This window comes from Bacillus sp. Marseille-Q3570 (assembly GCF_946151055.1).
In the GTDB taxonomy this organism is placed as follows: domain Bacteria; phylum Bacillota; class Bacilli; order Bacillales; family Fictibacillaceae; genus Pseudalkalibacillus.
Genome location: NZ_CAMGYZ010000005.1, coordinates 281,917 through 306,111 on the forward strand (window position 1 = coordinate 281,917; position 24,195 = coordinate 306,111).

General features: G+C 43.3%; 24 protein-coding genes and 1 pseudogene. 23 read left to right on the plus strand and 2 right to left on the minus strand.

From position 1 onward, the window contains the following. Nucleotides 1-71: 71 nt before the first annotated feature. Both N8M93_RS22800 and N8M93_RS11095 read left to right on the plus strand, forming a co-directional pair. On the plus strand, nucleotides 72-1,340 hold the full coding sequence (locus N8M93_RS22800) for a flagellin (protein WP_314728280.1): 1,269 nt from the start codon (nucleotides 72-74) through the stop codon (nucleotides 1,338-1,340). Between the two features lie 341 nt (nucleotides 1,341-1,681). Next, nucleotides 1,682-1,798, plus strand: a pseudogene (locus N8M93_RS11095) (flagellin); the annotation flags it as partial. A 23-nt stretch (nucleotides 1,799-1,821) separates the two neighbouring features. On the opposite strand, the gene N8M93_RS11100 reads toward N8M93_RS11095, so the two are convergent. Further along, nucleotides 1,822-2,778: an endonuclease gene (locus N8M93_RS11100; RefSeq protein WP_261131804.1), complete on the minus strand. Its 957-nt coding sequence runs from the start codon at nucleotides 2,776-2,778 to the stop codon at nucleotides 1,822-1,824. Between the two features lie 115 nt (nucleotides 2,779-2,893). Here N8M93_RS11100 and flaG point away from each other — a divergent pair, with 115 nt between their 5' ends. The 6 genes from flaG to N8M93_RS11130 all read left to right on the plus strand — a co-directional run bounded on the left by flaG (nucleotide 2,894) and on the right by N8M93_RS11130 (nucleotide 6,676). Beyond that, on the plus strand, nucleotides 2,894-3,244 hold the full coding sequence (gene flaG, locus N8M93_RS11105; RefSeq protein ID WP_261131805.1) for a flagellar protein FlaG: 351 nt from the start codon (nucleotides 2,894-2,896) through the stop codon (nucleotides 3,242-3,244). Nucleotides 3,245-3,262: 18 nt separating this feature from the next. Beyond that, a complete protein-coding gene (locus N8M93_RS11110) occupies nucleotides 3,263-4,810 on the plus strand; it encodes a flagellar hook-associated protein 2 (RefSeq protein ID WP_261131998.1) in 1,548 nt (515 codons plus the stop codon). A gap of 35 nt (nucleotides 4,811-4,845) precedes the next feature. Next, complete coding sequence (gene fliS, locus N8M93_RS11115; protein WP_261132000.1) at nucleotides 4,846-5,244, plus strand: flagellar export chaperone FliS; 399 nt, start codon at nucleotides 4,846-4,848, stop codon at nucleotides 5,242-5,244. After that, the gene (locus N8M93_RS11120) at nucleotides 5,244-5,594 is read left to right on the plus strand and encodes a hypothetical protein (RefSeq protein WP_261131807.1); all 351 of its coding nucleotides are present in this window, start codon (nucleotides 5,244-5,246) and stop codon (nucleotides 5,592-5,594) included. Before fliS ends, N8M93_RS11120 begins: the two co-directional genes overlap by 1 nt. Nucleotides 5,595-5,600: 6 nt before the next feature. Then, nucleotides 5,601-5,984, plus strand: coding sequence for a hypothetical protein (locus N8M93_RS11125; protein WP_261131808.1), 384 nt, complete (start codon nucleotides 5,601-5,603; stop codon nucleotides 5,982-5,984). A gap of 176 nt (nucleotides 5,985-6,160) precedes the next feature. Further along, the gene (locus N8M93_RS11130; RefSeq protein ID WP_261131809.1) at nucleotides 6,161-6,676 is read left to right on the plus strand and encodes a hypothetical protein; all 516 of its coding nucleotides are present in this window, start codon (nucleotides 6,161-6,163) and stop codon (nucleotides 6,674-6,676) included. 102 nt (nucleotides 6,677-6,778) lie between these two features. Here the strand turns inward: N8M93_RS11130 and N8M93_RS11135 are convergent, their stop codons facing one another. Beyond that, on the minus strand, nucleotides 6,779-7,924 hold the full coding sequence (locus N8M93_RS11135; RefSeq protein ID WP_261131810.1) for an amidohydrolase: 1,146 nt from the start codon (nucleotides 7,922-7,924) through the stop codon (nucleotides 6,779-6,781). A gap of 200 nt (nucleotides 7,925-8,124) precedes the next feature. On the opposite strand from N8M93_RS11135, the gene N8M93_RS11140 reads away from it, so the two are divergent. The 15 genes from N8M93_RS11140 to N8M93_RS11210 all read left to right on the plus strand — a co-directional run bounded on the left by N8M93_RS11140 (nucleotide 8,125) and on the right by N8M93_RS11210 (nucleotide 24,119). After that, nucleotides 8,125-8,586 carry an Lrp/AsnC family transcriptional regulator gene (locus N8M93_RS11140; protein WP_261131811.1) on the plus strand — a complete coding sequence of 154 codons (462 nt, stop codon included), beginning with the start codon at nucleotides 8,125-8,127 and terminating at the stop codon, nucleotides 8,584-8,586. 67 nt (nucleotides 8,587-8,653) lie between these two features. Then, nucleotides 8,654-9,715 (plus strand): M42 family metallopeptidase, encoded by a 1,062-nt coding sequence (locus tag N8M93_RS11145; protein WP_261131812.1) that lies wholly within the window; start codon nucleotides 8,654-8,656, stop codon nucleotides 9,713-9,715. A gap of 15 nt (nucleotides 9,716-9,730) precedes the next feature. Continuing rightward, nucleotides 9,731-10,579: a M55 family metallopeptidase gene (locus N8M93_RS11150; RefSeq protein WP_261131813.1), complete on the plus strand. Its 849-nt coding sequence runs from the start codon at nucleotides 9,731-9,733 to the stop codon at nucleotides 10,577-10,579. Between the two features lie 26 nt (nucleotides 10,580-10,605). After that, complete coding sequence (locus tag N8M93_RS11155) at nucleotides 10,606-11,532, plus strand: ABC transporter permease (RefSeq protein WP_261131814.1); 927 nt, start codon at nucleotides 10,606-10,608, stop codon at nucleotides 11,530-11,532. Nucleotides 11,533-11,534: 2 nt separating this feature from the next. Then, nucleotides 11,535-12,476 (plus strand): ABC transporter permease, encoded by a 942-nt coding sequence (locus tag N8M93_RS11160; protein ID WP_261131815.1) that lies wholly within the window; start codon nucleotides 11,535-11,537, stop codon nucleotides 12,474-12,476. Nucleotides 12,477-12,487: 11 nt separating this feature from the next. After that, nucleotides 12,488-13,507 (plus strand): ABC transporter ATP-binding protein, encoded by a 1,020-nt coding sequence (locus N8M93_RS11165; RefSeq protein ID WP_261131817.1) that lies wholly within the window; start codon nucleotides 12,488-12,490, stop codon nucleotides 13,505-13,507. Further along, nucleotides 13,504-14,463: an ABC transporter ATP-binding protein gene (locus N8M93_RS11170; RefSeq protein WP_261131818.1), complete on the plus strand. Its 960-nt coding sequence runs from the start codon at nucleotides 13,504-13,506 to the stop codon at nucleotides 14,461-14,463. The genes N8M93_RS11165 and N8M93_RS11170 overlap by 4 nt, the downstream gene beginning before the upstream one ends. Nucleotides 14,464-14,479: 16 nt before the next feature. After that, nucleotides 14,480-16,084, plus strand: coding sequence for a peptide ABC transporter substrate-binding protein (locus N8M93_RS11175; protein ID WP_261131819.1), 1,605 nt, complete (start codon nucleotides 14,480-14,482; stop codon nucleotides 16,082-16,084). An 89-nt stretch (nucleotides 16,085-16,173) separates the two neighbouring features. Beyond that, nucleotides 16,174-16,542 carry a DUF3899 domain-containing protein gene (locus N8M93_RS11180; RefSeq protein ID WP_261131820.1) on the plus strand — a complete coding sequence of 123 codons (369 nt, stop codon included), beginning with the start codon at nucleotides 16,174-16,176 and terminating at the stop codon, nucleotides 16,540-16,542. 28 nt (nucleotides 16,543-16,570) lie between these two features. Continuing rightward, nucleotides 16,571-17,173 carry a pyroglutamyl-peptidase I gene (pcp, locus tag N8M93_RS11185; RefSeq protein ID WP_261131822.1) on the plus strand — a complete coding sequence of 201 codons (603 nt, stop codon included), beginning with the start codon at nucleotides 16,571-16,573 and terminating at the stop codon, nucleotides 17,171-17,173. A gap of 178 nt (nucleotides 17,174-17,351) precedes the next feature. Further along, the gene (gene cspD / locus N8M93_RS11190) at nucleotides 17,352-17,549 is read left to right on the plus strand and encodes a cold-shock protein CspD (protein WP_221566951.1); all 198 of its coding nucleotides are present in this window, start codon (nucleotides 17,352-17,354) and stop codon (nucleotides 17,547-17,549) included. Between the two features lie 382 nt (nucleotides 17,550-17,931). After that, entirely contained in the window at nucleotides 17,932-18,507 is a 576-nt protein-coding gene (hpf, locus tag N8M93_RS11195) for a ribosome hibernation-promoting factor, HPF/YfiA family (RefSeq protein ID WP_261131825.1), read from the plus strand. Nucleotides 18,508-18,854: 347 nt separating this feature from the next. After that, entirely contained in the window at nucleotides 18,855-21,362 is a 2,508-nt protein-coding gene (gene secA, locus N8M93_RS11200; RefSeq protein ID WP_261131826.1) for a preprotein translocase subunit SecA, read from the plus strand. A gap of 260 nt (nucleotides 21,363-21,622) precedes the next feature. Continuing rightward, a protein-coding gene (gene prfB, locus N8M93_RS11205) for a peptide chain release factor 2 (protein WP_261131829.1) occupies nucleotides 21,623-22,724 on the plus strand; the annotation gives its coding sequence in 2 pieces (ribosomal slippage) (nucleotides 21,623-21,694 and nucleotides 21,696-22,724; 1,101 coding nt in all). Between the two features lie 534 nt (nucleotides 22,725-23,258). Then, entirely contained in the window at nucleotides 23,259-24,119 is an 861-nt protein-coding gene (locus N8M93_RS11210) for a YitT family protein (RefSeq protein WP_261132001.1), read from the plus strand. Nucleotides 24,120-24,195 lie beyond the last annotated feature (76 nt).

The window sequence follows — 24,195 nt, forward strand, 5'->3', positions numbered from 1 at the left end:
TTTATTGGATGTTTCACAAATTAGAGAACCACATGGACGTGGTTCATCAAAATTCAAGGAGGAAATTTATAATGAGAATTAATCACAACATCGCAGCTCTTAATACTTACCGGCAGTTGGGAGCTGCAAATGCGGGTCAATCAAAATCAATGGAAAAATTATCTTCTGGTTTGCGCATCAATCGTGCAGGTGATGATGCAGCTGGACTAGCAATATCTGAAAAAATGCGAGGACAAATTCGAGGATTAGATATGGCACAAAAAAACTCGCAAGATGGAATCTCAATGATCCAAACTGCTGAAGGTGCATTAAACGAAACTCATAGTATTCTTCAACGGATGCGTGAATTATCAGTTCAAGCAGCAAACGATACAAATACAAGTGATGACCGTGCAGAAATTCAAAAAGAAATTGATCAATTAGTTGATGAAATTGATCGAATTGGTAATACAACAGAATTTAATACGAAAAAACTTATTAATGGAGATGCATCACAAAAGGCAGAGTTAACTTCGGGTGGTACTAATATTGTTTCTTCTAAAGCGGTAAGTGCCATGAATATTGATACTTATGATGTTGAAGTAGGAACCGTCTCTAAAGTAGCAGCTAATTTTAACGCAGGAACAACTGGTATTGCAGATACTGATCTTACACTAACTGGTAGTAATTTTGATGTGAACAACTCTTATAAACTTGTAGTCACAAATTACGATGGATCAGCAAATACGGCAGATATTGCATTACAAGATGCAGATGGTAATACACTTATTTCAGCGACAGGTCAAAGTACAACTGGTGCTATTACATTAGACTCTAGTGGTGCTGATGAAATTACAATTGCATCAGGCGCTATTTCTGCGAATGGTACCTCAACTTTTGATTTTGGAATGAATGCGACCTATACTGTAAAAGATAGTGGTGGTGCAACTGTTGATACTAAAACTGCAACTACAACTGATGGTTCAGTTTCAGTAGGTGGATTTGAATTAACCGTAGATAATACATTAACAGCTGCTACAGATGCTACAATTGATGTTACAGGGGATGCACTTCAATTTCAAATTGGTGCTAATGATAATCAATCAATAAGATTAGCAATGTCAGATATGCGATCTGCAGCATTAGGTGTAGATAGTATCGATGTATCCTCATACTCAAATGCAAAAGATGCAATTTCTACAATAGACTCTGCGATTAAAGATGTATCAGCTGAACGTTCTAAGCTAGGTGCATATCAAAATCGACTAGATCACACTATTAATAATTTAGGTACTTCTTCTGAAAACCTAACTGCTGCGGAATCTCGTATCCGTGACGTAGATTATGCTTTAGCTGCCTAAGCAGTGACAAGCACAGTCGTCCTAGCTGGTAACGGCTAGTGATCATAATCGGGTGAATTGCTGGAAACCCCTTAGAGCTTTTCTTGCCACAACGAAGTTGGAAACGACAAGCGTGATGGTTTGAAAAAAGGAAAGATTGGGCAATCAGCAGCCAAGCTCCTGTCTTGAAAAAGTGGAGAAGGTCCAACGACTAGGATAGACCATCTAAGGTAAATGCTATGATGATGAAATCCGTAGGTGAATCATTGCGGTTCAACAATGTGGATCCGAAGTGCCCGGCCCCTACTAGATTGCTAGAGGGTGAAGATATAGTCTGGTCATTTATGAAAGTAAATGTTCGCACGATGGCGAAAGAAATGATGAACCAAACAAAGAATTCTATTCTATCTCAAGCGGCCCAAGCCATGTTAGCGCAAGCCAATCAGCAGCCGCAAGGAGTTTTACAACTTCTTAGATAATTTATTTCTCATTAATGGTCGTCTCATTTGAGGCGGCCATTTTCACTTATATAATCAAAACAAGCTTGGGCACAAATACTTTTTTCGAACCCCGTTTTTAATTGAAGAGTGTTTAAGAGGTTTTGATTAGATGAAGTAATAATAATCTGATAGCCTCTTCTCGCATTTATAAGGTTTTGATATTTTACATAAAATTGTTTTCTATAAATATCTGAATCTAGTTTTAGTAATAGAGGTGGGCTACGCGTGATTACATTGTTAATTTGTTTAGTTGGCTTATTAAGGATAATTTCGTGAGGGAGATAAATCGTTGTTCTCTGGGGTTTATTCTGTGACGCTGGAATTGGTTGAAAGTATTTTCTACCCATTGAAGGAATCAAATGTGGTTTTACGATACTTAAAAAGTAAAATATGGAGGCTTTATCATATAACAACAGACGATTTTGTTTATCTGTTTTAAACGTTAATTGAAAGGAAGAAAATAATACCTCTTGAAGAAAATTAACCTCATTATTTGAAAAAGAGTCGGTAGAGAGAATAACTTTGGTTGCATTATTGTTTTGAACCTTTAAATTCCCATCATCCATATACCACCATGCAAGTGATAATGGGGATAGATTTTTTCTTATGAATTCCTTTGGAAGTTGCTTTTTTCCTGATGGATACCATAATGCTTTAAGGAAATCAATAGATTCTGCAGTTTTGGATTGTACATAATAACACTCGGTAAACCCTTGTTTCATTCTAGGGTCTATCAGCTTTCGATACTTAGGAGCATTAAAGGGGAGATGCTCTTTTAACATGTCATAACAATATTTGCACCATTCTTTATCTGAGGATGCATGGGTAAACCTCAATCTACCTCTTTTTCCTTTCTCAATTGTTATATTCCCATCACCCAATAATTTTCCTGTTAACATTTCTATAATATTTTTCGGAAGTATATTATTTAGCATTTCAATCGTGTCTATTTCACTCATATTTAACCTCTAATTATGGGAATGTATGTTCTTGTAAATTATAACATAATTTACTTAAGAAATTGGTATTAATACCGATAAAAAAGATAGAGATAAGTTAATAGGGGGAGAGGTTATGAGTGTAGGGAATGTCGGTTCATCTCCTTCGGTTTTTCCGAAACAAGATGGAAGATTAGAAACTCAAAATATTGAAAATCGATCGGTACAAAAAGAGAATCACAAAGAACAGGATCTAGTTTTATCGAAACAGGATTTAAAAGAAAAAGTGGAGAGCATGAACGACTTCCTAGTACCTACACATACTTCATTAAAATTCGAGCTCCATGAAAAGTTAGATCGTTATTATGTTCAGGTTATTAACGACAAAACAAAAGAAGTAATCCGAGAGATTCCGAATAAAAAGTTCTTGGATATGTATGCGGCGATGGCGGAATTAGTAGGAATTGTCGTAGACGAAAAAATTTAGAGGTGAAATGGAATGGACATGCGTATTGGTGGCCTTGCCAGTGGAATGGACATTGATCAGCTCGTCAAGGATCTGATGAAAGCAGAACGGATTCCACTTGATAAAATGAATCAGGACAAGCAGTTTCTTGAGTGGAAACGTGACGACTATCGTGAAATGAATAAATTGTTGAAAGACCTCGATCAGTTTATTTTTGACGGGGTATATCGACAATCGACTTACCTGACAAAGTCGGTTAGTAGTTCAAATGAATCTGCTGTAACAGCGTCAGCAGGGAATAATGCGACAGCAACAAGTACGAATATTGAGGTTCTGAGTTTAGCGAAAGTAGCGGTTTATAGTTCAGAAGCAAAAGTTTTAGATAACAATGGAAATGTTGTTTCAGGAGATACTAACATACAGGATGTTACTTTCGGTACTACCAGTGGAGACAAAAGCTTTACATCGCCCTTTAGTCTAAAATTAAGTGTCATCAAACCTGGCGAATCCCAGGCTAGTGATATCTCATTGGACATCGATCCTTCAACTGATTCCATCAATGATATCATGGCCAAGATCAATGCACATACATCGTTAGGGGTTTCCGCTTTTTATGATGAAGCAACTAATAAAGTTGTTCTGACCATGAAGAATACCGGGAAAGATGCATCCATTTCGATCGGAGATGACACGACGAGAGACTTTTTCCAGGCGCTTGGATTCAGCAATGCTACCACTGGGACAGATCTTACTGGTAAAACAGCTGGTGAGGACGCTTCATTCAAAATCAATGGTTTCCAAACGTCTCGAGCTTCTAACACTTTCACCATCAACGATGTGACATACAATTTAAAACAGGTTGGATCCGCGAACATTTCTGTCAGCCAGGATACAGATTCGATCTTTGACTCTATCGTCAAGTTCGTTGATAAGTACAATGAGACGATTGAGAAGATCAATGGTGAGATTGGTGAACAGCGGTATCGTGATTTCCAACCTTTGACGAAAGAGCAACGAGAGGGTATGGAAGATCGTGAAGTCGAGCTTTGGGAAGAGAAGGCGAAGAGTGGGATGCTGCGTGGCGACACGATTTTATCAGGCGGGTTGAACGCCATGCGCTCAGGTCTTTACTCTCAGGTTACAGGAGCGAACGTTTCTTCTAACTATAACCAGCTGGCACAAATCGGGATTACGACTTCAAGCAATTATCGTGACGGCGGAAAGCTGATTATCGACCCGGATAAGCTCAAAAAAGCGATCAAGGATGATCCGAATGCTGTATACGAGTTGTTCATGAGCAAAGGGACGACAACCAGTGAACAGGGGATTGCGCGTCGTCTTCGTGAATCTATTTCAGACACGATGAAAAAAGTCGAAGGAAAAGCTGGAAACGCGTTAAAAACAAATCAGCAGTTCACAATGGGCCGTAACTTGAACGATCTTGACTCGCGGATCGACAATTTTGAACGGAAATTGGTCGGCATCGAGGATCGGTATTGGCGTCAGTTTACGGCGATGGAAAAGGCGATCAGCCGGATGAACCAGCAGTCTATGTTTTTGATGAATCAATTTGGCGGCGGCATGTAAGCCGTGAAAACTTCTAAGGAGTTGTTTGATTGACCATGTCTTTAAATGCATACAAAACGTATCAACAGAACTCAGTCGGAACGGCGTCTCCAGGGGAATTGACGTTAATGCTCTATAACGGATGCTTGAAATTTTTAAAACAGGCAAAAGGTGCGATTGAAGCCGGAAAAGTCGAAGAGAAAAACACCAATCTATTAAAAGCGCAAAAGATCATCCAGGAATTGATGGTGACGTTGAATACCGATGTTCCTGTAGGTGAACAGATGATGCAGCTTTATGATTATATGAACCGCCGTTTAATGGAAGCGAACGTGAAAAATGACATTGCGATCATTGAAGAGGTCGAAGGTTTGACAGTGGAATTCCGGGATACCTGGAAGCAAGTCATCCAGCAAAATCGAAAAGCGAGTTATGGGGCAGGGGGCCAGGCGTAATGAGTGTGGTGCAGGAGTTGTTGGAGCATACAGAAAAGATATATGATCATGTGAAACAGGGGCTGCCTGAAGAAGAGCCGGATCATTATTTCGAAGAGCTGAATGAGTACATCGATTATCGGCAAAAATTGATGGATCGATTGACGGGAAACTACTCTTCTGAGGAAAAAGAGCTGGGAAAGCAGCTTGTTGAGATCAACAAGCTGATCCAGCCTTATCTAGACAATCAGATGCAGGAAATCAAGTCGCAGCTTATGAAGATCAGGACGAAACGGACGAACAATACGAAATATGCAAATCCTTATCGAGGAAACAGTGCAGATGGGATGTTTTTTGATAAGAGGAAGTAGGTCGGAATGTTAGCAATTGATCAGAAACAGTTTGAAGTTATCAGGCAGTATGTGGATTTACTTGCTATTGTGGAAGAGGGCTTTGAACATATTCAGGAAAAATATGAGCTAAGTCATTTTGAAGCCGGGGATCGAGTGCTTGGAGATGTGTTTCTCGCATTTTCACAATTCGAGATGGCGAACCAGACTTTAGTGGAAGCATTCGGGAAAGATGTGATTATACAAGAAGTCCAGATGTTCAGCTCAATCATTGAAATCGTCGAGGAGCTGGAAGTGAATTTTCATAATGAGGATAGTAAAAAGAACATCGTTTTATCGAAGTTGATCCCAGCCTTTTCATCGTGGAGCATCCTTATGCAAGCCAAGCTTCAACCGTATTTACAGCACTAATACATATTATTCGAAAGCCCGGAGCAGATCCGGGCTTTTTAAATTTAAAAATCTTCAATATAAAGGCAACTAAGGCTCAGCCTGCGCTAAGGCTCATCATTACAAAGTTTTCTTTACTAATAGGACCATTTGGATATCCGAAACGTCTAACCTATTGAGAAGGGGAGGGGATAGTAATGAGTTATTGGAAATCAACACTCTTTTTAGTTGTATTATTATTATCTATAGGTTGCAGTAACAGCGGACCACAAAGCGGTCAGTACGATTTGATTGCAAGTGAGAAGACATTGCCATCATGGGATCATATAGAGATTGTTCCATTTGAGAGGGAGGAGGTGCCTCACTATCAATATTGGGTGAAAAAAGCGACCACCCAAGGAGAATACGAAAATTTATGGGATGCTTTTGGATTTGAAAAACAAATGCCCTATACAAATTTTGAAGAAAAAGATGTCCTTTTTCTTGGTGTTCATGAGTCTGGCAGCTGCCCATACGAGATCGAAAAAATGGAATTACTCTCAGATGATGGAGCTATAAAAGTACAATTGATTGGACCAAGCGATGTCGAAGCTTGTACAGATGACGCAACGCCTAGAACATTTCTAATAGGTTTAGCTAAAGAAAAATTCAAAAACGTAGAGGATGCCATCATTGTCCAGGGAGGCACTGAAACAAAGGTTCCGATCAATTAGAATTCAGGGGGAACACAAAGAAAAGTGTCCGACATCTCCAACAACACGATCTTCCTTAAAATGTTGTATAGACTCAGACACTTTCTTTACAGCCCTTATCTGCTAATCTTTGTTATACACAATTTCCCCATTGATGATTGTGGTTTCCACGCTGTTTCTTAAATCGAATGGATCACCATTCCAGATCACTAAATCTGCGTCTTTTCCTTCCTCCAACGAACCGACTTGATCTTCTACTCCCAGATGTTTTGCAGCTGTAAGGGTGATCGACTTCCATGCTTCGGTTTCGCTAAGTCCGAACCTTATCGCGTTCGCCACACTGGAAAGAAGGTATTCGATTCCGACTACGGGGTGATCAGTTGTTATCGAAACAGGGACACCGGCTTCAGCTAGGACTTTCGGAGTGTGCCATCCTTTTTCGGAAAGTTCGATTTTAGACCGCGTTGACATTGTCGGGCCAACTGATACATGGAATCCGTGCGAAGCGACATATTCTGCAATATGATGGCCTTCTGTACAATGTTCGATCGTGATCTCGATATCGAATTCTTTGGCGAGCCTGAGCAAGGTGACGATGTCATCTGCACGATGGGCATGCGCGCGTAACGGGATTTCTTTTTGAAGTACTTTGCATAGATTTTCGAGTCCTAGATCAAAGTCGGGATCTTTTCCGTTCTCTTTTTTCTCCAAGTATTGCTGGGCTTTCCGCATCTCTTTACGGAATAAGGCCGCGATGCCCATCCGTGTGACGGGGACTTTACCTTTGGTTCCATGCAAGCGCTTGGGATTTTCTCCGAAAGCGGCTTTCATACCTGATGGGTTACGGATCACCATCTCATCGACAATCGTTCCCACGGTTTTCATCGTGACCATTTCTCCACCTATGACGTTGGCGCTTCCTGGTAATACCTGAACAGTGGTGACACCGGCTTTTCTTGCGTCTTCAAACCCCTTTTCCCTCGGATTGATTCCGTCGATCGCCCGAACCTCCGGAGTGATCGGATCACTCGTTTCATTGAAATCATGCCCGATGTTTCCGATCCCTTCTTCATGGACGCCTAAGTGTGTATGTACATCTATCAGCCCGGGACTTATGACCTTATCTTTCGCGTCCATGATTTTTACATCGTCATTTTCATATGTGAAATGACCGACCTTTTCAATTTTCTTTCCTTTTATCAATAGTTTTCCTTTTTCGATTACTTCGCCTGTACAAATAATGATGGTTGCGTTTTCAATAAGTAACACTTTTCTACACCTTCCATTCTTTTTTGATAAATATTTGAAAAAACCCTTGCGAAAAGAAAACTGAAAATTTATACTGTTTAAAAATTACTTTTTTTAATAGTAATTCATAAAATATGTAATGTAAACAGTAATATACACTGAACTTTAGTCCTAATTAAGCAATTAAAATATGAATATTGTACTGAAAGGAGTAATGGTTAATGGTTTCAATCCCTGAGAAAGAGTTGATAGATGATCTAGATAAAAAGATCATTAAATTTCTCTCAAAAAACGGACGTATGTCATTCGCTGAGATTGCAAATAACCTTGATGTGACAGAGAAAACAGTCCGTACACGATATAACAATATGATTGACAACGATATCATCGAGGTTGTCGGGGTCGTCAATCCGATTTCGCTGGGTATCAAAATGGCCGCGATCGTACAAATAAAAGTGGTCCCGCAATCTATTGATGAGGTCATCAAAGAACTTCAAGACATCCGGGTGATGCGCTATATCACGACCACTTCAGGAGATTATCAGTTGCTTGCGCAAATGAATGTGCGGGATTATGAAGAACTGACTGAGACGATCAAGAAAGTCCATCGGATTCCTAGCATTACATCGACGAATGTTTTGATCCAGATGGATGTCCATAAAAACACATTCGAGTACATTTAGGAGCCAATAGGTGGCTTCTTATACCATTAATATTCTGAAGAATCTGAATACGAAAGGAAGGTGGATCATGTTAGAGACGTTGAGAAGATTGACAGAACTTTCAGGCCCCTGTGGCTATGAACAGCCTTTGACGTCGTTCATCCACGAAAAAGTGGCTGAATTTTCCGATCAAGTCGATGTAGACCCAATAGGAAATGTAACTGCGAGATTCAAAGGTAAGAAGCCTGGACCGAGAGTGTTGGTGACCGCCCATATGGATGAAGTGGGATTCATCGTTAAAAAGATTGAGCCGAATGGACTGATACGATTCGAGAAGCTTGGCGGACATGATGACCGGATCCTATTGGCGCAAAAAGTCACAGTGAGGACAAAAAGCGGTCCGCGTCTTGGGGTGATCGGGACGATTTCCGCCCATTATAAAAAGTTTGATAACCCTGATAGAGTAAGAGACTTCCGTCAGCTATACATAGATGTCGGGGCAAGATCACCACAGGAAGTCTCTGAGCTTGGAATTGAAATAGGAGATCCGATTACATGGGCATCTTCACTTGAACATCTTGGTTCTGAAAAGACTGGGAAAATCGTAGGAAAGGGTTTCGATGACCGGGCAGGATGTGCAGTGATGATTGAATTGCTAGAAGACTTGCAAACTCGTGATTTTGCTGGGGAATTGATCTTGCTCTTCACCGTTCAAGAGGAAGTTGGTTTGAGAGGAGCAAAAGTGGCGTTATCCCATTTGGATTTCGATATCGCGATTGCACTTGATACGACTGCTGTCAGTGATACACCTGAAGATGTAATGGATGACAGCCTCAAGCTTGGAGAAGGAGCCGGAATAAAGATCATGGATGCCAGCTTGATCGCTCACCCGGCAGTCAAAGACAAGCTTGTCGAATTGGCAAAAGAGCACTCGATCCCTCATCAACTTGAGATTTTTACAGGAATCGGGACGGATGCTGGGGCTGTCACCTTGGCGAATAAAGGCGTTCCGACAGGGGTATTATCTGTTCCCTCAAGAAACGCTCATTCACCTGTTGAAGTGATCGATTTGAATGACCTTGAAGCAGTCAAACACATTCTAGTGGAATTTATCCAGGATTGTTCTGAGGAAACAACATTCCAATTTTAAAAAGGGGAGAAAGCTATGAAAATTTTCATTTCAGCCGATATTGAAGGGATTTCTGGAGTCGCCACCAACGTTCAACTCAAGAAAAACGATGAGTATCAGCGATTCAGAAAGCTGATGACGCAAGAAGTCAACGCTGCGATTGAAGGGGCATTCAAGGGAGGAGCAACAGAAGTCGTGGTCGCTGACGGGCACGGCAATATGTCCAACATTTTTATCGAGGATCTGGATGAAAGGGCACGTCTTGTATCCGGTAACAATCGTGTGATGTGTCAGCTGCAAGGATTGGATGAGACATTCGATGGAATCATGTTCATCGGTCATCACGGCCGGGAAGCGGGTTCCGAACGGACGACGATCAGTCATACACTCGCTGGGATTTGTGTCGGGGAGATGAAGATCAACGGAAAGGTCGTCGGGGAAACAGAGATGAATGCAGGAGTTGCAGGTGATTTCGATGTTCCGACGATTTTTATTTCCGGTGACGATGCGTATGTCGCTGAGGTAAAGGAGACCTTACCTGAAGTCGAGGCGGCAGTTGTCAAATATGGAATTGATCGCTTTGCGGCAGAGCTGATCCCGCCGAAACGGGCACGCAAGATCATTGAAGAGAAAGCGGAAGCTGCTGTAAGACGGATCAACGACTTCAAGGCTTATAAAGTTGAAGGTCCGATTACCTTCGATATTGAATTCAAAGGTTCCCAACAGGCTTTGATGACAACGACGATTCCTTCAGTGGAACTTACCGGACCAAAATCGATCCGCTTCACATGTGATGATTTCGTTACTGCCTATAAACATATGTGGGGTGTTGTCATCATTGGGATGGCGGCAACGAATGGAGTGCTCGGTCAAGCAAATGCCTAACTTTTCACCAGGGAGGGAGTAGGGACTTGTATATTATCAAACGGATTTTCACCATGCTCGTAACCATCTGGGTCATCACGACGATCACATTCATCATCATGCATTCGATTCCAGGTGATCCTTTCGCATCTGATGCAGACGTACTACCTGCAGATGTTCTAGAGAACATGAGGGCGAAGTTCAATCTGGACGAGCCATTGCCTGTCCAGTACCTTTTATATTTGAAAAATTTAGCGATGTTTGATCTGGGGCCGTCTATCCAATCCGAAACAAGAGATGTCAACACATTGATCGCAGATGGTTTTCCTGCTTCTGCTTTACTGGGGATCCAATCACTTGTGATCGCCCTTATTTTTGGATTGATCTTAGGGATCATCGCAGCGTTGAATCATAACGGAATCATCGATTATTTGACGATGACATTTGCGATCATCGGCATCTCGATCCCAAGTTTCATCCTTGCTCCTCTCTTGATCAAATATTTCGCTGTCGATTGGGGGTTGTTACCGGTAGCTTCCTGGGGGACCTGGTTCCATACGATTTTGCCTTCGTTCGCACTAGCTACCGCCCCTTTAGCGATCATTGCAAGATTCATGCGATCGAGCATGCTGGAGGTCATGAATCAGAACTATATCAAAACGGCTGACGCAAAAGGGTTGAGTACCACGGGTATCGTCATCAAGCACGGCGTCCGTAATGCTTTGATTCCGGTCATTTCGTTTATTGGACCGTTAGCCGCCTTCTTATTGACTGGTACCTTTGTCATTGAAAAAATCTTTGCGATCCCAGGGATCGGCAAATATTTTGTCGACAGCATTTTCAATCGGGACTTCCCTGTGATTTTAGGGACGACGATTTTTTTCAGTACGATCCTGATCATTACGTTATTTCTGGTTGATATTTCTTACCGTATTGTCGACCCGAGAATCAAGTTAACGAGCAAGGGGGATTGAACATGATTGAACAGAGAAATGAAGATGTTTTCCGCCCCATTGATCGGAGCAGGTTCCAACCTGATGAAATCGTCCGTCCTAGTATAAGCCAGTGGAAGGATACCGCCCTTAAGATCTTGAAAAACAAGCTTGCTGTCTTAGGGTTGGCTTTACTCGTGGTCATCACCTTTTTCGCGATATTCGGTCCGCAAATGAATCCATATAATTACTCCGATCAGAGCTTGACGGGAAGAAACCTTGCCCCTAATGGAGATCACTGGTTCGGGACGGATTCACTCGGAAGGGATATGTGGACAAGGACTTGGTATGGAGCACGGATCTCGTTGACGATCGGAATCGCGGCTGCTCTTATCGATTTGATCTTAGGCCTTCTAGTCGGTGGAATATCCGGTTATATGGCTGGCAGAGGAAAATTCGGTGACCGTGTCGACAGCATTTTGATGCGGATCGTTGAAATTTTATATGGAATTCCATATCTCCTTGTTGTCATATTGCTGCTTGTCGTCATGAAGCCAGGGTTATGGACGATCATCATAGCGCTGTCGATCACAGGCTGGGTAGGAATGGCCCGGATCGTGAGGGGGCAGATTCTCCAGTTGAAGGAACAGGAATATGTCGCAGCGGCTCAAAAGCTCGGTACACCGCATCGAAAGATCATCTGGCGTCATCTCTTTCCGAATATGATCGGGATCATCATCGTCAATCTGACGTTTACGATCCCACAGGCGATATTCGCTGAATCTTTCCTTAGCTTCATCGGTTTAGGTGTACAGGCTCCGATTGCAAGCTGGGGTACGATGGCGAATGATGCACTCGGTGTCATTTTGACAGGGCAATGGTGGAGATTGTTCTTCCCCGGTTTCTTGATCTCACTGACGATGTTTGCATTCAATGTTTTTGGCGATGGATTGCAGGATGCCCTTGATCCGCAATCACGGGACTAAGGAGGGATACGATGGAACGTTTACTAGAGGTCCAGGATTTACAGGTCTCTTTTAAAACCTACGGTGGTGAAGTGAAGGCCGTACGTGGTGTGAATTTTCATATCAATCAAGGGGAAGTGCTTGCGGTTGTCGGGGAAAGTGGCTGCGGGAAAAGCGTTACGGCACAGTCGGTCATGGGCCTTTTACCCAAAAAAGTGAGCCGGATCCGAAATGGCAGCATCAAGTTTGAAAGTAATGAAATCCTTGGTTTGTCGAAAAAACAAATGCAAAAGATCAAAGGCTCCAAAATCGGATTGATCTCACAGGATCCAATGACCTCACTGAATCCAACAATGAAAATCGGTAACCAAATCGCAGAAACGATCAAGAAACATACGGATTTGGAAAAAAACCAGGTGAAGAACCGTGTCATTGAATTGCTGAGTCTTGTCGGTATACCCAACCCTGAAAGGCGATACAGCCAATATCCTCACGAGTTGAGCGGGGGAATGAGGCAGCGGGTATTGATTGCGATGGCGATTTCTTGTGATCCTCAGTTGATCATTGCTGATGAGCCGACTACGGCATTGGATGTAACCATTCAGGCTCAAATTTTGGATCTGTTGAAGGATCTGCAAAAACGTCTTCAAACATCCATCTTGATCATCACCCACGATCTTGGCGTGGTAGCAGAGGTTGCGCAGCGGGTGGCGGTCATGTATGCGGGGGTGGTTGTCGAGAGCGGGACTGTGGAAGAAATTTTTGAAAATCCGAAACATCCCTATACATGGGGGCTTCTCAATTCCATTCCAAAATACGATCAGGGACAAAAAGAACGGCTCATTCCGATAGAAGGGACTCCGCCGGATCTGTTCGCTCCCCCAAAGGGCTGTCCATTTGCTGCCAGGTGTGAGTATGCTATGGAAATTTGTGTCCAGGAAATGCCTGAACCGACAAAAGCTTCTGAATCCCATTATGCGAGATGTTGGCTGAATGACCCGAGGGCTCCATCAGTGGAAGAGTTGGTATCAGCTGGGAGGAATGAGCAATGACAGGAGAACAACTTTTAGAAGTGAGGAACGTCAAGAAACACTTTAATGTGGGAAGGAATCAATCCTTGAAAGCCGTCGATGACATTTCTTTTTCAATCAAAAAAGGTGAAACACTGGGTCTTGTTGGTGAGAGCGGCAGCGGTAAATCGACACTTGGAAGGACTGTCGTCGGTCTCCATAAAGCGACTGACGGGAACATCATTTTCAAAGGGAAAGACACAAGCCAGTTGAAAGGGAAAGAAGCGAGGAAATTCAACAGGGATATGCAAATGATCTTTCAAGATCCCCATGCCTCATTGAATCCGAGAATGCGAATCATTGATATCATCGCTGAAGGTATTGATGCACACGGACTTTTAAAAGGAAAGCAGAGGAAAGAGCGAGTGTTTGAACTTCTTGAAAAAGTGGGGTTGAGTCAAGATCATGCGAAACGTTATCCTCACGAATTCAGTGGCGGCCAACGTCAAAGGATCGGAATTGCAAGAGCACTTGCTGTTGAACCGGATTTCATCGTTGCGGACGAGCCGATATCTGCTTTGGACGTCTCCATTCAGGCACAAATCGTCAATCTGATGGAGGATTTGAAAGAAGAGGAGGGCCTGACGTATCTCTTTATTGCTCATGACCTGGGTATGGTGAAGCATATCAGTGACAGGATCGGTGTGATGTATCTCGGCAATATGATGGAGCTTGCTGAAAGTGATGCACTATTCGATGAACCGCTTCATCCGTATACTCAGGCGCTATTGTCGGCGATTCCGATACCGAGTCCGACTGCCGAACGGAGAGAACGGATCGTCTTAGAAGGGGATCCGCCAAGTCCGATCACTCCTCCGTCAGGATGCAGGTTCCGTACACGTTGTCCGCATGTAATGGATGTTTGTGGTGAACTGACGCCTGAATGGAAGGAAGAAAAAGAAAATCACTGGGTCGCTTGTCATTTGTATAATACTTAAAACTGGGAGGATAATCATGAAAAAAAGCGTATTGTTCACTTTATTGATGGTGTTGGTCGTTGTACCATTCCTTACAGCGTGTAAAGGAAACAGCGGGTCCGGAGGAGAAATTGAACAAGAGATAACCGTGAATGCGAAGAGTGAACCGCCTTCATTGGATCCGGCTTTGGCTACAGATACTACTTCAGGCTGGGTGCTCGATCATTTGTTTGAAGGGCTTTATACGAAAAGTAAGGAAGGGGAACCGGTTGCTGCACTTGCGGAGGATGTACAAGTTTCAGAAGACAAAAAGGTGTATACGTTCACGATCCGGGACGCTAAGTGGTCGAACGGCGACCCTGTCACTGCAGGAGACTTCGAGTATGCCTGGAAACGGGTTCTTAATCCTGACACAGGAAGCTCATTCGCTTTTTACCTTTATTACTTGAAAGGTGCAGAAGCCTATAACAAAGGGGAAGGATCTGCTGAAGATGTCGGCGTGACTGCCGTCGATGAAAAGACGTTGAAGGTCGAACTGAAATCTCCAACGGGATTCTTTGAAAAATTATTGACCTTCTGGCCATATTATCCGCTCAATCAAAAGGTTGTGGAAGAGAATGAAAACTGGGCATCCTCTGCTGATGGATATGTAAGCAATGGGGCTTACACATTGAAAAGCTGGAAACATGACAGTGAACTTGTGGCGGAAAAGAACGATGAATATTGGAATGAAAAGTCGATTTCAATGGAAAAAATCACATGGGCAATGGTCAACGATGCAACCACCTATTATCAAATGTACAAATCAGGAGAACTTGACCTGATCGATACTTTGCCTACAGATGTCATTGCGCAAGAAAAAGATAGTGAAGACTTCAAAATCAAGCCTTACTTTGGAACGTACATGTATATGTTCAATGTAGATAAAGAACCATTTACCAATCCGAAAGTGAGAAGAGCTTTCGCGTTGGCAATCGATCGTAAGGGGATCACAGAAAACATTTCACAAGCTGGCGAACAGCCTGCGTATGCATTCGTACCATATGGAGTGGAAGGGCCGAATGGTGATTTCCGTAAACAAAAAGAAAAATATTTTGAGGAAAATGTAGAAAAGGCGAAACAGTTGCTTGAAGAAGCGAAACAAGAGGAAGGATGGGACGAGCTTCCTCAGGTTGAAATGGTGTATAACACTTCCGAGAACCATAAGAAAATCGCAGAAGGTATTCAAGAGATGTTGAAACAGAATTTGGGTGTCGAAGTGTCTCTTAATAATCAGGAGTGGAAAACATACCTTGATACGACGAAGCAAGGGAACTTCCAGATGGCACGGATGGGCTGGATCGGTATCTATGTGGATCCTACTCCGATTCTTGATTACTATCTAGGTGATAGTCCCAATAACCGGACAAATTGGGTGAATGAGAAGTATGATGAATTGATCGAAAAGTCGAAAGGGATCCAGGATGAAGCTGAACGGATGGAAGTCCTTCATCAAGCGGAAAGTGTCCTGATGGAAGATCTCCCATTCATGCCAGTATACTTCTACTCTCAAAACTTCCTGACTTCTGATAAATATAAAGGTGTCGTATATCCGGTCAACCGTATGCCTGATTTACGCTGGGCAGAAAAAGTATCGAATTGATGACAGAAGATAGAGGTTGAATTCATGATGGGAAGGTGCATAATGTATCTTCCCATTCAGTTACTTATAAAAGGAAAGGAAGAGGCAAGATGATGAGCTATATACTTTCTGGCATGACATCTATAGCAGTTTTGACCGTCGGAACCTTCTTCCTGGGAACTGACAAGTTGATGATTGTCGATTTTGCTTTTTTCTGGGGGCTTATATGTATGACCGTCGGGGCTTGTTTTTATATCTTACAGACAGGTTTTCTCGATTTGTTTTTTGAAGGGTTTAAAAAGTTAAGTACCGTAGCTGTGCCGAAATCACGTTCTTTAATTGAAACGGATGAACATTTGAAAAAAGATCCTTCACTAAGGGCTTGGAAGCAGTCTGTATTTTTGCAAGGTAAAAGCTTATTTTTAGGGATCGGTTCAGGAATGATGTCTTTTTCATTCTTATCCCTGCTTTTCATTTGAAAAATTGTGAGGGAGGAGGTCATATATAATGAAGAAAGTATTGTTGACGGGTTTTGAGCCTTTTTTGGATCATGGGGTCAATCCCACTGAAATCATCGTGGATAATCTTGACGGTAAGACGATTGGGAGCTACGAGGTCGTGGGGCGTGTCCTTCCCGTTGAATTTGATCGCTCTGCTGAAGTGCTGTTGGGTCTTGTAAGGGAGCTCGAGCCTGATGCGGTCGTTTGTCTTGGACTGGCGGCAGGGAGAGACAAGATCACGCCGGAGCGGATCGCGATCAACATCAATGACGGGGTACCTGATAACAGCGGGCGTACACCTGTTGACGAAGCCATCGACGAAGACGGACCAGCAGCCTATTTTTCAACCTTACCGATTCGGAAAATGGTCAATGCCATGCGGGAAAGCGGGATTCCAGCCTCGATTTCGAATACAGCCGGCACCTACTTATGCAACAATGTCATGTACTCGGTGCTGCATGAGTATGAAAAGAGAGGAGAAACCATCCCAGCTGGTTTCATACATGTGCCTGCGTCATTCGAACTTGTATTGGAAAATGGAAGGCTGCCTGGGTGGCCGCTCGAGACGATCCAGAGGGCTCTGGAAATTGCGATTGGGGAATTAGTATGATTATTTAGAAAACTTTTGAACCCTAGGGGCAGTAAAGGAGTACTAAAGATAGTCGTCCGATAACTGGTCTATTTTTACTAAACATTTTCGGAATCTTGACTCTAAAGGTTGTCACGTTGTATACTCTAGGTGTGGAAATTCCACATGATTTTTTGAATACGAAAGGAATGTGAATTACATGCAAGGAAAAGTTAAATGGTTCAACGCAGAGAAGGGCTTCGGATTCATCGAAGTTGAAGGTCAAGACGACGTATTTGTACACTACTCTGCAATCAATTCTGACGGCTTCAAAACACTTGAAGAAGGTCAGGACGTTGAGTTTGAAGTAGTTGAAGGTAACCGTGGACCTCAAGCTTCAAACGTAACAAAGCTTTAATTCACATTCCTTTTTTAGGGTTTGAATTAAAAGCAATTCCCCGTTTCTCACTGCGAGGAACGGGTTTTATTTTTGCTTCCGGTTCAGATCATAGCGTCAACCTCATATAACCAACTTTCTACCTTCTTAATAATTCCTTCATATTGATTCTAAAGGTCTCTACACTTCTTCGGGAAAGATGTCGAAAATTGTTTTTAACATGTCAGATGCTTGACATGGATAATGCGTTTTTTCCTTTATATTCCGCTATTTCTCTTATTTTCTCATAAATAGACTGAATTTTAAAAATTTTGTCATAATTTTTATTTTCTTTTCGTGTTTATGAAGGAATTGTTAAGGGGTATAGCGAAATATATATAAACACCGAAAGGAGGAGTCTCTCATGAACTTTAATATTCGTGGAGATAATATTGAGGTAACACCAGCGTTGAGGAACTACTCGGAAAAAAAGGTTAGTAAGCTCGAGCGTTATTTTGATGGAACTCCAAACTCAGATGTTTACATCAACCTAAAGGTGTTCAATAACGAGCAGCTAGTGGAAGTGACGATTCCGATGCCAGGTTTGCTATTACGTGCTGAAGAATCTCACGATGACATGTATGCTGCCATTGATTTAGTAGTTGAAAAATTGGAAAGACAGATCCGTAAGCATAAAACGAAAGTGAACCGAAAATTCCGTCAAGGCGGTGCGATCAAATTCGCTTTCGCCAATGGAAATGGCAATGCAGCTCTAACTACAACCACACTTCTTGAGGAGGAAGAAGACGAGGACGAATTCCCGGTTGTCCGTAACAAGCGTTTCGATCTGAAACCGATGGATACGCAGGAAGCCATCCTTCAAATGGATATGTTAGGCCACAACTTCTTCGTATTCTCACACGCAGAAAGCGGAGAAACAAACGTCGTCTACAAACGTAAAGATGGAAAATACGGGCTGATCGCCCCTGATATCGAATAACAATTATAAAATCATATTGAAATGTAAGGAAAGACGTGGTCCGCGGACCACGTCTTTTTAAGTGCAAATTTTTTTCGGTGCCAGGCACCGTTCAGAAATCCAGTGATACCAGGGGGTTTGAAACGGTGCCAGGTACACAATCAGAAGTCAGGCGTAGTAAGGGTTTCAAAATGGTGCCTGGTACACAAACATGAATTCCTTATCATGCGTTCCATCATATGGCTTAAACCCTTCAATGGTCATGCCTTGAATTCTTGTCCTTCCTCCTTCAAACTGTTAAAATAAAGCATGGACTATAGTTAGAAGATTTTTCAAAATATAGATGTGTAAATAGAGGTGCTTACTTCATGATGGGATTGTTAAAAAAGATGTTTTCTACTGGAAACGAGCGTCAGATTGGCCGTCTTCAGAAATTTGCTGACGAGGTTGATGTGCTTGGTCCAGAAATGGAAAAGCTATCGCATGAACAGTTGAAAGCTAAGACAGATGAATTCAAATCCCGCCTGGAAAAAGGCGAGACACTAGATGATATATTGATCGAAGCATTCGCTGTCGTTCGTGAAGCGGCAACACGCGTACTTGGTTTGCGCCCATATCCAGTGCAGATCATGGGTGCGGTTTCTCTGCATGAAGGTAATATTTCAGAGATGAAAACCGGTGAAGGTAAAACGCTTGTCGCGACGATGCCTGTTTATCTGAACGCGCTTACCGGTAAAGGTGTTCACGTCGTCACCGTCAACGAATACCTGGCAGCACGTGACGCTGAGGAAATGGGTCAGCTTTATAACTATCTCGGACTTTCGGTAGGTCTTAACGTCACTGGCCTTTCGAAGGAAGAGAAGAAGGAAGCTTACAACGCTGACATCACATATGCGACGAACAATGAGCTCGGATTCGACTACTTACGTGATAACATGGTTTTATATAGGGAAGAAATGGTTCAGCGTCCGTTGAACTTTGCCATCGTCGATGAGGTTGACTCGATTTTGATCGACGAAGCGCGTACACCCTTGATCATTTCGGGTAACGCAGCTAAATCGACTGAGCTTTATCGCATCGCGAACCAATTCATCCACCAGTTGAAGAAGGATGAAGATTACACGTTGGATATCAAGACGAAGAACGTCCAGCTTACTGAAGAAGGGATGTCCAAGGCAGAAAGCTTCTTCCGGGTTGAGAACTTGTTTGATATCTCCAATGTTTCGATCAACCACCACATCAATCAGGCGTTAAAGGCGCACGTCATCATGCATCGTGATACGGATTATGTCGTGCAGGATGATGAAGTCGTCATCGTCGATCCTTTTACAGGACGTTTGATGGCGGGACGTCGTTACAGCGATGGTTTGCATCAGGCGATTGAAGCGAAGGAAGGTCTTCAAATCCAGCGCGAGTCGATGACGCTTGCAACGATCACGTTCCAGAACTACTTCCGTATGTACAACAAGCTTGCCGGTATGACTGGTACTGCGAAGACGGAAGAAGAGGAATTCCGCAATATTTACAATATGAACGTTGTTGTGATTCCGACGAACAAGCCGATCGCACGTATCGATAACGCAGATTATATTTATAAAACGCAAGAAGGAAAGTTCCGCGCCGTTGTCAATGAAATCGCGGAACGTCATAAAAAAGGCCAGCCTGTCCTGGTAGGTACGGTTGCGGTTGAAACTTCTGAGTTGATCGCACAATTGCTGAAGAAAAAAGGCGTGCCGCACAACGTGTTGAACGCGAAGAACCACGGACGAGAGGCACAAATCATTGAAGATGCTGGTCAACAAGGTGCCGTAACGATTGCTACGAACATGGCCGGTCGTGGTACAGACATCAAGCTTGGCGAAGGTGTCATTGATCTTGGTGGTCTTCATATCATCGGTACGGAGCGTCATGAATCACGTCGTATCGATAACCAGTTGCGTGGTCGTTCCGGTCGTCAAGGTGATCCAGGTTCATCTCAATTTTATATCTCGATGGAAGATGAATTGATGCGTCGATTCGCTTCTGATAATATGCTTGCGATGATGGATCGTCTTGGTATGGAAGAGGATCAGCCATTAGAAAGTAAAATGGTTACAAAAGCAGTTGAGACGGCACAAAAACGTGTTGAAGGCCATAACTTCGATGCTCGTAAGCAATTGCTGCAATATGATGATGTGATGAGGCAGCAGCGTGAAATCATTTACGCGCAGCGTGCTGAAGTACTTGACTCGGAAAACCTTCGTGAAATCGTTGAACGTATGATCAAATCGACGGTAGATCGTATCGTCGAAGCCCATACGCCAGAGGAAGAAGTTCCTGAAGATTGGGACTTGAAGGCGATCATCGACTATGCGAATGGTACGTTCCTGCATGAAGGTGCTGTTACTGAAAAAGACATCAAAGGAAAAGAACGCGAAGAGATCATCGACGTGTTCATGGAAAAAGTGAAAGAGGAGTATGATCGCAAGGAATCTCAGCTTGAGCCGGAGCAGATGCGTGAGTTTGAAAAAGTCATCGTACTTCGCTCTGTAGACCGCAAGTGGATGGATCACATCGATGCGATGGATCAACTCCGTCAGGGAATCCATTTACGTGCATACGGTCAGAACGATCCGTTGCGTGAATACCAGTTCGAAGGCTTCCAAATGTTCGAAACGATGGTGGCCGAAATCGAAGAAGAAGTATCTACGTACATCATGAAAGCGCAAGTCGAGCAAAACCTTAAGCGTGAAAAAGTCGCAGAAGGAAAAGCCGTCGACCCGAAAGCGCAAGAACAACAAAAGAAAAAGCCAGTACGCAAAAGCACGGATGTGGGCCGTAACGCACCATGCCCATGCGGCAGCGGTAAGAAATACAAGCACTGCCACGGTGCCTGATCATAAACTTAAACCAAAAGAAGGCTTGGCAACAGCCAAGTTTTCTTTTGCGTAAACATGTGTACCTGGCACGACAATTTAGCCCTTGCGCCCCAAGGGATTTGAGATGGTGCCAGGTACACTCGGAGAAGCCAGTCACAGCAAGACTTTCAAAATGGTGCCAGGCACCGATCAGGAATGCAGTGGTACCAAGGGTTCTGAATCGGTGCCTGGCACCGTCTAATAAAGACATTTCATTTATATAAGGGAGATCATGTGTTATGGAATTAGTTGAAATTAAGCAAGAGTTGTCAGCAATGGAGAAACGAATTCAAGACTTTAGGGGGTCTCTTTGACTTAGATCAGAAAGAGGCTCGTATTGCGGAGCTTGAGGAACAGATGACGGCGGGTGATTTCTGGGACGACCAGAACAATGCTCAGACGGTCATCAATGAGGCGAACGGTTTGAAGAGTGTTGTGAATGAGTTCAATGAGCTGAATGAAACTTATGAAAATCTCGAAGTTTCCTATGAACTCGTGAAAGAGGAAGAGGATGAAGATCTTCGCACAGAATTGGAGCAGGAGCTGAAAGAGCTTTCCAAGCAACTTTCCGACTTCGAATTGACGTTGCTTTTAAGTGAACCGCATGATAAAAACAATGCGTTGCTCGAATTGCATCCGGGAGCGGGTGGAACAGAGTCTCAGGACTGGGCGTCCATGCTCCTCAGAATGTACACGCGTTGGGCAGAGAACAAAGGCTTCAAGGTCGAAACGGTCGACTACCTTCCTGGTGATGAGGCAGGCGTGAAAAGTGTCACGCTCAACATCAAGGGGCACAACGCTTACGGCTATTTGAAGGCAGAAAAAGGCGTCCATCGTCTCGTCAGGATTTCACCGTTCGATTCATCTGGACGTCGTCACACTTCCTTCGTTTCATGTGAAGTAATGCCCGAACTGAGTGATGATGTTGAAATCGAACTCAAACCGGATGAAATCAAAGTAGATACGTATCGTGCAAGCGGGGCTGGCGGCCAGCACGTCAACACGACTGATTCGGCTGTACGTATGACGCATATTCCAACGAATACGATCGTGTCGTGCCAGACCGAACGTTCACAAATCAAGAATCGTGAACGCGCGATGAAAATGTTGAAAGCGAAGCTCTATCAAAAGCGGATTGAAGAGCAGCAAGCAGAGCTCAATGAAATCCGTGGCGAGCAAAAAGAAATCGGATGGGGCAGTCAGATCCGTTCTTACGTTTTCCATCCATATAGCATGGCTAAGGATCACCGCACGAATGTGGAAATCGGAAACATCAATGCGGTCATGGACGGCGAAATCGATCCGTTCATCGACGCGTACCTGCGATCAAAAATCAAATGATAAACAAAAACAGGGATGGCTGGAAACGCCGTCCCTTTAACATTTGCAGGACACATACCGCAGCTGTGCAGTATCAATCAAACGTTTGTTTGAACCCCTCAAAACCTTGTCGAATCCCTCTGCATCAACTTTCCTCCTAAATGTATGTTTTTTAAAATTTCAATGCTGATTTGTGAAATAAGCGACACTCCTGCACCTTCATACGGACAAACAAACCCCTTCATGAATGGTCGTATAGCGCATTCATACGTGGTCGACACATTGATTGACATCCTTATGAGTAAGTCCACGAAGAGCCATGTCTCTGTTTGGTTCGAGGCTCCTAGTCAGTTTTCAAAGTGACCCACCTAACTAAGCAGGTCGCTTCCGCTTTTAACTTCAGTCCGCGGAAAGGAAGTGAATTTCACAAAAATCCTTCCATTCGTTGCAATAATCGGAAAATTTACTAAAACAAAAGGTAGTGATATACTTTTTTAGGTTATTAGTCTACTAATTTTTACTTCTATAGATAAAAGTGAGTGAATGAAAATGATGATGGCAGTTCGTCGGAATCGTATCAATCCAAAAATTTTAATAGCATTAGATTTTATTTTCGTCCTAATTGGTTCAGCCTTTGTGGCACTAGCGTTCAACCTGTTTCTAGCCCCGAACAACATCGCGTCCGGAGGCGTTGTCGGAATCAGTCTGATTTTAAAAAGCTTGTTCGGCTGGATGCCTTCGATCGTCCAGTGGTCGCTGAACATTCCGTTATTCATCGCCGGGGTTCTCATTCTCGGAAAGAACTTCGGAGTCAAAACCCTTGTGGGAACGTTGTTTTTACCGTTCGTGGTCTATTTGTCAGAAGGTGCAGAACCGGTTACCAATGACCCGTTGCTTGGCGCTCTATTCGGAGGGCTTGGTGTAGGTTTGGGACTCGGAATCGTTTTTCGGGGGAAAGCTTCAACAGGCGGAATCGACCTTGCAGCTCAGATCGTCCATAAATATACCGGCGTTTCTTTAGGTCTTTGTCTGCTGGCCATTGACGGAGCCATTGTAACATCATCCGCACTTGTTTTTTCCATTGAACAAGCGCTTTATGCGATGATCGGGATGTTCTTGACGGCAAAAACAATCGATGTCGTGCAGATGGGTCTTGGATATTCGAAAATGGCTTACATCATCACGGAACGGGAAGATGATGTCCGGGACGAGATTTTTAGAGAGATCGACCGTGGTGTGACAAGGATTTCTGCGACAGGTGGATTCACAGATTCAGAACGTCCGATGCTCATGTGTGTCGTTGAACAGTTTGAAGTGACACGATTGAAACAACACGTGAAAAAGGTGGATCCATCGGCCTTCGTGATCATCGTCAATGCGAACGAGGTGCTGGGCGAAGGATTCAGCCAATCATAAACGGGAGGGTTTGCTTCATTTAATGAGGCAAACTCTTTTCTATTAAAGATTTAACGGACATGAGAGCCGTTATTTG